This window comes from Pseudodesulfovibrio pelocollis, from assembly GCF_030282845.1.
Classification (GTDB): domain Bacteria; phylum Desulfobacterota; class Desulfovibrionia; order Desulfovibrionales; family Desulfovibrionaceae; genus Pseudodesulfovibrio; species Pseudodesulfovibrio pelocollis.
In genome coordinates, this window is the sequence record NZ_JASTWE010000001.1 from 194999 (window position 1) to 201241 (window position 6243).

A 6243-nucleotide genomic window follows, 5' to 3' on the forward strand; every position below is an offset into this window, starting at 1 on the left:
AATGACATCAATAGTACGTCCGCCGACACGTTCCGTCAACGGGGGGTGGCGAGATTTCGCGCCAGCATGTCGAGAGCGACGCGGTCAGTGAAGTCGAAATGCAGCGGCGTCAGGGTGACATGCCCCTGCGTGAGCAGGGCCCGGTCGCGGTCGGGGCTGATCTGCTCGGGCGGGATGGCCCCGTTGAGCCAGTAGTAGGGCCTGCCGCGCGGGTCGGTGCGGGTGTCGTACCAGTCGCGGTAGGAGGCGCGGGTGTGCGGGCAGACCATCAGCTCGCGCGCCTTCTCCATGGGGCAGGCCGGAAAATTGAGGTTCACCACGCATTTTTTCGGCAGCTCTGCCCAGGGAATGCGGGACAGCAGCCGGACGCAATAGCGCGCCTGCCCCTTGAGGTCCACGGGGTTGAAATCGTCCACGGACACGGCCATGGACGGAATCTCCATCAGCGCGCCCTCGGTGGCGGCGGAGACCGTGCCCGAATAGAGGATGTCCACGCCCACGTTGGCACCCGCGTTGATGCCCGAGAGGACGAGGTCCGGCGGGGCGTCCAGCAGGGTGGAAAGGGCCAGTTTGACGCAGTCCACAGGCGTGCCGTAAACGCCCTGCCCCCTGAAGCCGTTCTCGCGGAACTCCTTGACCCTAAGGGGCATGGACAGGGTCACGGCGTGGCCCACGGCCGACTGCTCTGTGACCGGCGCAAAGACGCGCACATCGTGCCCGGCCTCGACCAGGGCGAAATACAGGGAGCGAAGCCCCACGGCCTGAATGCCGTCATCGTTGGCGAGTAGAATCCTCATGAAATCTCCGTCATGGCTCGATTTGACAATCCGAGTGAAATCAGGTTCATAAACCGGAGCGGGTTCGACCGCTCCCCGACCGCCCTCCAGCATCCTTGTCCGGCCACCTCACGGCCGCTTTCGACCTGGGTGGCGAGGTACATCAACATCAAACAGATGGCAAGGCACGTGACCAGAAAGTCGCAATATATCCAAGACCTGACCCCCGGCACCCGGGTGGACGACCGGTTCGTCCTGGCTGCCGCGTCCCTGGCGCAATCAAGGAACGGCCCTTACTGGAGTCTGACATTTCAGGACGCCACTGGCAAGATCGAGGGCAAGATATGGAGCCCCAAGAGCCAGGAGTATCCTATTCTCGAACCAGGCCAGATGACCCGCGTCATCGGCTTTGTGGAGAGCTATCGCGACAGGAACCAGCTCAAGGTCGATCACCTGGAGTTGCTCGACCCGGCCCCGGACGAGGTGGACTACGCCGATTTCATGCCCGCAAGCGCCACCCCGCCCGCCCGGCTCATGGAACAGCTCGAAGACCTGATCACCGAGCACATGCGCCACAAGCCGTGGCGCTCTTTCTGCCGCAAGGTGCTGGGCAGCGAGGATGTCCGGGAACGCTTCATGACCGCACCCGGGGGCAAGACCGTGCACCACGCCTATGTGGGCGGCCTGCTCGAACACACCCTGGGCGTGGCCCGGGCCTGCATGGCCCTGTGCGACGTCTATCCCGGCCTGGACCGGCAGACCCTGCTGGCCGGGGCCGTCTTCCACGATCTGGGCAAGGCGTGGGAGCTTTCCGGCGGGCTGGCCAACGACTACACCGACGAGGGTCGGCTGCTGGGGCACATCCAGATCGGCCTGGACAGGCTCGAGCCTTTCCTCGCGCGCAGCAAACAGCTTGAGGAAGCGCTCAAGCTGCATCTGCGGCACCTGATCACCAGCCACCACGGCGAGCACGAGTTCGGCGCGCCCGTGCGGCCCAAGACGCCCGAAGCCTTTGTGCTCCACTTCGCGGACAACATGGACGCCAAGCTGAACATCATCGATCAGGCTTACGGCGAGATGGGGGGCAGCGACCAGCAGTGGTCGCCCTACCTGCGCTTTCTCGAACGCAACATCTACCGCGCCCCGGCCACGCCGGACACAGCCAAACGCAAGACAGAGACCCCGGAGAACCAATGTTTGTTACCTTTGAAGGCATAGAGGGCACGGGCAAGACCACCCAGATCGCGCGGCTGCGCGACCACCTGGAAAGCCGGGGCAGGGAGGTCTTCCTGACCCGCGAGCCGGGCGGCAGCCGCGTCGGCCGCGAACTGCGCCAAATGCTGCTGCACGTGAACAACTCGGACCTGACCGCCATCACCGAGCTCTTTCTCTACCTGGCCGACCGCGCCCAGCATGTGGCCCAGGTGGTCAGGCCCCAACTGGAAGCGGGCCGGGTGGTACTCTGCGACCGGTTCGCGGACTCGACCATCGTCTACCAGGGCTTTGGGCGCGGCCTGGACATCGACATGCTCAGGCAGCTCAACGAGGTGGCCGTGGACGGCGTCTGGCCCGATCTGACCATCGTCCTCGACCTGGACCCTGAAGTGGGGCTCGAACGCGCCACCCGGCGCAACAGCGAGGACGGCAAGGCCATGGCCGAGGGCCGGTTCGAGGCCGAGCACCTCTCTTTCCATCGCCGCATCCGCGAGGGCTACCTGACCTGGGCCGCGCTGAACCGCGACCGGATCAAGGTGGCCGACGCCTCGTCAGGGTCTGACGAGGTCTTCGGCCGGGTCAGGGCGCTCATCGAATCGCATCTGCCCGGCCTCGCCTGACGCCTTTGCCCTGACGCGTTCCGTCTCACGCGGCCGCCAGCCCTTGACCTGGCTCGTGGACACCCCCGGGGAATGTGCTATGGTGGTTCCGACAGCACCTTTGGCCACGCAACCCGACGACCGACAGGAGAGCAATGGAGCAGCCATCCCGCGCACGGCCCGCCTGGAGCCGACGCATATCCGGCCCCGCGCTGACGGATACCGGCCTGTACCTGTGCCTCATGGCCGGGCTGGTCTGGCTGCTGGCCGAGGGCACCCGGCAGTCGGGCTACAACTGGCAGTGGTACCAGATTCCGAAATACCTGTGGCGGGTCACGGACCAGGGAGTGATCTGGGGGCCGCTGATGCAGGGACTGGGCATCACCCTGCAGATCACCGCCGTGAGCATGGGGCTGATGCTGTGCATCGGCCTGGTCACCGCCCTGATGCGCATGTCCGCCTCGCCCGTGGCGCGCGGCACGGCCCGGGTGTACATGGAACTGATCCGCAATTCCCCCCTGCTCATCCAGCTCTTCTTCATCTATTTCGTCATCGCGCCCATCCTCGACATCCCGGCCTTCTGGGCCGCGGTCATCGCCTTGAGCCTGTTCGAGGGGGCCTACGCCTCGGAGATCCTGCGCGCGGGCATCACCTCCATCCAGGCGGGCCAGTGGGAGGCGGCCAGAAGCCTGGGCATGAGCCCCTTTTCCATGTACCGGCACATCATCCTGCCCCAGGCCGTGCGCCGCGTGCTGCCGCCCATGACCAGCCAGGCCGTGTCCCTGGTCAAGGACTCGGCCCTGGTCAGCACCATCGCCATCATGGACCTGACCCAGCAGGGGCGGATGATTGACGCCGAAACCTTCCTGACCTTCGAGATATGGTTCACCGTGGCCGCCATATATCTGGCCGTGACCCTGGCCCTGTCGGGCGCGGCCAGGCTGCTTGAGCGCCACTATCCGGCCAACGGCCATGACCTTCAACCACAGGAGCGTGTCCCATGACCATCTGGAGAGCGATCAAGACCGACAAGGGCGTCATGATTGCCATTCTGGGCGTATCCCACGTCACCTTTGCCCAGGCATCGTGCAAGAAAGACCAGACCAGCAACCCGGCCTGAGGGCCGGATCAAAGGAGTCCGTCATGAAGATCTTCCGCCATGCAGCCATGGCCGCCCTGCTCTGCCTCGCCCTGCTCGCCCAGGGATGCGGCCAGCCCTCCAGGGAAGCGTCCACCTCTGCCTTGCCAGAAGCCAGAACGAGCCAGCTTGAGGAAATCCTCAAGCGCGGCACCATCCGGGTCGGCTTCGACACCTTCAAGCCCTGGGCCATGAAGGACCGGGACGGCAACTACATCGGCTTCGAGATCGAGGTCGCCAAAAAACTGGCCGAAGACATGGGCGTGGACGTCGAGTTCGTGCCCACCAAGTGGTCGGGCATCATCCCGGCCCTGCTCACCGGCAAGTTCGACATCATCATTGGCGGCATGTCAGTGACCCCGGCCCGCAACCTGAAGGTCAACTTCTCGGCCCCCTACGAATTCTCGGGCATGTCCATGGTCGCCTCTAACAAGCTGGCCCGCGGGCGCGACTCCCTGGACCAATTCAACACCCCGGACACGACCATCGCCGTGCGCCTGGGCACCACGGCCGCAGAGGCCGCCAAGAACTTCCTGCCCAAGGCCAAGATCCTCTTCTTTGACGAGGAATCCCAGACTATCCAGGAACTGCTCAACAACCGCGTCCACGCCCTGGTGGCCTCAAGCCCCCTGCCCGCCAATCTGGCGGCCGAATATCAGGACCGGCTCTATCTGCCCCTTGACGACGACTTCACCAGCGAGCCCATCGCCTTTGCCGTGCGCAAGGGGGATCTCGACTTCCTCAACTGGCTCGACAACTGGGTGCGCGTGACCTTGAGCAAGGGGTGGCTGCAAAACCGCTACCACTACTGGTTCGCCACCGATGAATGGGAAAGCCTGATTCAGTAGCGGACGAGTCGAAGTGAAGGACAAAGGGAGCCCCGCGCGCCGGATCACCCTGCTCGACATCGCCCTGCTGGCGGCGATGGCGGCCGGGATCGGCTACATGGCCTACCGGGCCGCCACCGGACTCAACTACCATTGGCGGTGGGACGCGGTCTGGCATTATCTGGTGCGCTTCGACGAGACGGCCGGGTCGTGGCGGCCCGGCCTGCTCGCCGAGGGGCTGATCACCACCCTGCGCCTGAGCCTGTGGGCCGGAGTGCTGGGAACGCTGCTGGGCACCGCGGCCGGGCTGATGCGCGTCAGCCCGCGCCTGCTCTCCCGGCAACTGGCCTCCACCTATGTGGGTTTGATCCGCAACACCCCGCCCCTGGTGCTGATCTTTGTCTTCTACTTCTTCATCGGCGACCAGATCATGCTCCACCTCGGGGTGGATGAATTCGCCCGCTCCCTGTCGGGCGAGACGCGGGACACCATGGCCTGGCTCTTCGGGCGCATGGACCGCTTTCCGCAATTCCTCTCGGCCGTGATCACCCTGGCCCTTATCGAGGGGGCGTACATCGCCGAGATCGTGCGGGCGGGCATCGGGTCCGTGGAGCGCGGCCAGTGGGAGGCGGCCACGGCGCTGGGCATGAACCGGACCAGGGCCATGCGCCACATCGTGCTGCCCCAGGCCATGCAGCGCATGTTGCCAGCGCTGGCCGGACAGTTTATATCCATCATCAAGGACTCGGCCATCGTCTCGGTCATCTCCATCGAGGAGCTGACCTTCCAGGGCCAGCAGATCATGACCACGACCTACCGCAGCTTCGAGATATGGACCACCGTGCTGGTCATGTATTTCGTCCTGACCTTTGCCTGCTCCCTGGCCGTGCGCAAGCTGGAGGTCGCCCTCTCCGGGCGGCGATAGACCCCGATGGCGTCCGCCCGGCCCGGCGGCATGAGCGACACCCAACCACCCCAAACGGAGGCCTTCACAATGAGCGACGATGTCAAGGTGTACGCCCTTTCGACCTGCATCCACTGCCGCAACGCCAAGAAATACCTGGACGAATGCGGCATCAAGTACAAATGCGTCCATGTGGACGAGCTGACCGGCGACGAGCGCAAGCAGATCGTCAAGGAAGTCAAGGCACACAACCCGGCCGTGTCCTTTCCCACCATCGTGATCAAGGACAAGGTCATCGTGGGCTTCCACAAGGACCAGATCGACGAAGCCCTGAAGGATTGACCATGGACGCGAAGGAACTTTACGAACGGCTCAGGAAAATCCAGGAGCCCAAGGGATATTTCTTCAACAAGGACATGGAGATAACCATGGCCCTCATGGAGAGCCTGATCACCTGCAAGGAGCGCCTGGGCTACATGGCCTGCCCCTGCCGGCTGGCAAACGGCGACCTGGAGAGCGACCGGGACATCATCTGTCCCTGCGTCTACCGCGAGCAGGACGTGGCCGAATACGGGGCCTGCTTCTGCGGCCTGTACGTCAGCCGGGAGTTCAACGACGGCACCATCGATAAGCGCATCGTGCCCGAGCGGCGGCCGCCGGAGAAGATTCTTCTCTGACACGGCGAAGAAAATGCCAATGAAAAATCCCGGACCGCTTTTGCCTTAACCAACCGGAATCCCCCTACTGTGCCAACAGCTAGGGGGATTCTTTGCCCAGCTAGTGT

General features: G+C 64.3%; 8 protein-coding genes. 7 read left to right on the forward strand and 1 reads right to left on the reverse strand.

The window, feature by feature from the left end:
* Positions 1-35: 35 nt before the first annotated feature.
* Positions 36-797 carry a 5'/3'-nucleotidase SurE gene (gene surE, locus QQS14_RS00980; protein ID WP_285905010.1) on the reverse strand — a complete coding sequence of 254 codons (762 nt, stop codon included), beginning with the start codon at positions 795-797 and terminating at the stop codon, positions 36-38.
* Positions 798-965: 168 nt separating this feature from the next.
* Here surE and QQS14_RS00985 point away from each other — a divergent pair, with 168 nt between their 5' ends.
* The 7 genes from QQS14_RS00985 to QQS14_RS01015 all read left to right on the forward strand — a co-directional run bounded on the left by QQS14_RS00985 (position 966) and on the right by QQS14_RS01015 (position 6136).
* Positions 966-1994, forward strand: a complete 1029-nt coding sequence (locus tag QQS14_RS00985; protein WP_285905011.1) for a 3'-5' exoribonuclease YhaM family protein — start codon at positions 966-968, stop codon at positions 1992-1994.
* The gene (gene tmk / locus QQS14_RS00990; RefSeq protein WP_285905012.1) at positions 1970-2611 is read left to right on the forward strand and encodes a dTMP kinase; all 642 of its coding nucleotides are present in this window, start codon (positions 1970-1972) and stop codon (positions 2609-2611) included. The genes QQS14_RS00985 and tmk overlap by 25 nt, the downstream gene beginning before the upstream one ends.
* A 134-nt stretch (positions 2612-2745) precedes the next feature.
* Positions 2746-3594 carry an amino acid ABC transporter permease gene (locus QQS14_RS00995; RefSeq protein ID WP_285905013.1) on the forward strand — a complete coding sequence of 283 codons (849 nt, stop codon included), beginning with the start codon at positions 2746-2748 and terminating at the stop codon, positions 3592-3594.
* A 139-nt stretch (positions 3595-3733) separates the two neighbouring features.
* Positions 3734-4576 carry a transporter substrate-binding domain-containing protein gene (locus tag QQS14_RS01000; protein WP_285905014.1) on the forward strand — a complete coding sequence of 281 codons (843 nt, stop codon included), beginning with the start codon at positions 3734-3736 and terminating at the stop codon, positions 4574-4576.
* A 76-nt stretch (positions 4577-4652) separates the two neighbouring features.
* Positions 4653-5480 carry an amino acid ABC transporter permease gene (locus QQS14_RS01005; RefSeq protein WP_285905021.1) on the forward strand — a complete coding sequence of 276 codons (828 nt, stop codon included), beginning with the start codon at positions 4653-4655 and terminating at the stop codon, positions 5478-5480.
* Between the two features lie 69 nt (positions 5481-5549).
* A complete protein-coding gene (locus QQS14_RS01010; protein ID WP_285905015.1) occupies positions 5550-5801 on the forward strand; it encodes a glutaredoxin family protein in 252 nt (83 codons plus the stop codon).
* Positions 5802-5803: 2 nt separating this feature from the next.
* Positions 5804-6136: a ferredoxin-thioredoxin reductase catalytic domain-containing protein gene (locus QQS14_RS01015; RefSeq protein WP_285905016.1), complete on the forward strand. Its 333-nt coding sequence runs from the start codon at positions 5804-5806 to the stop codon at positions 6134-6136.
* Positions 6137-6243 lie beyond the last annotated feature (107 nt).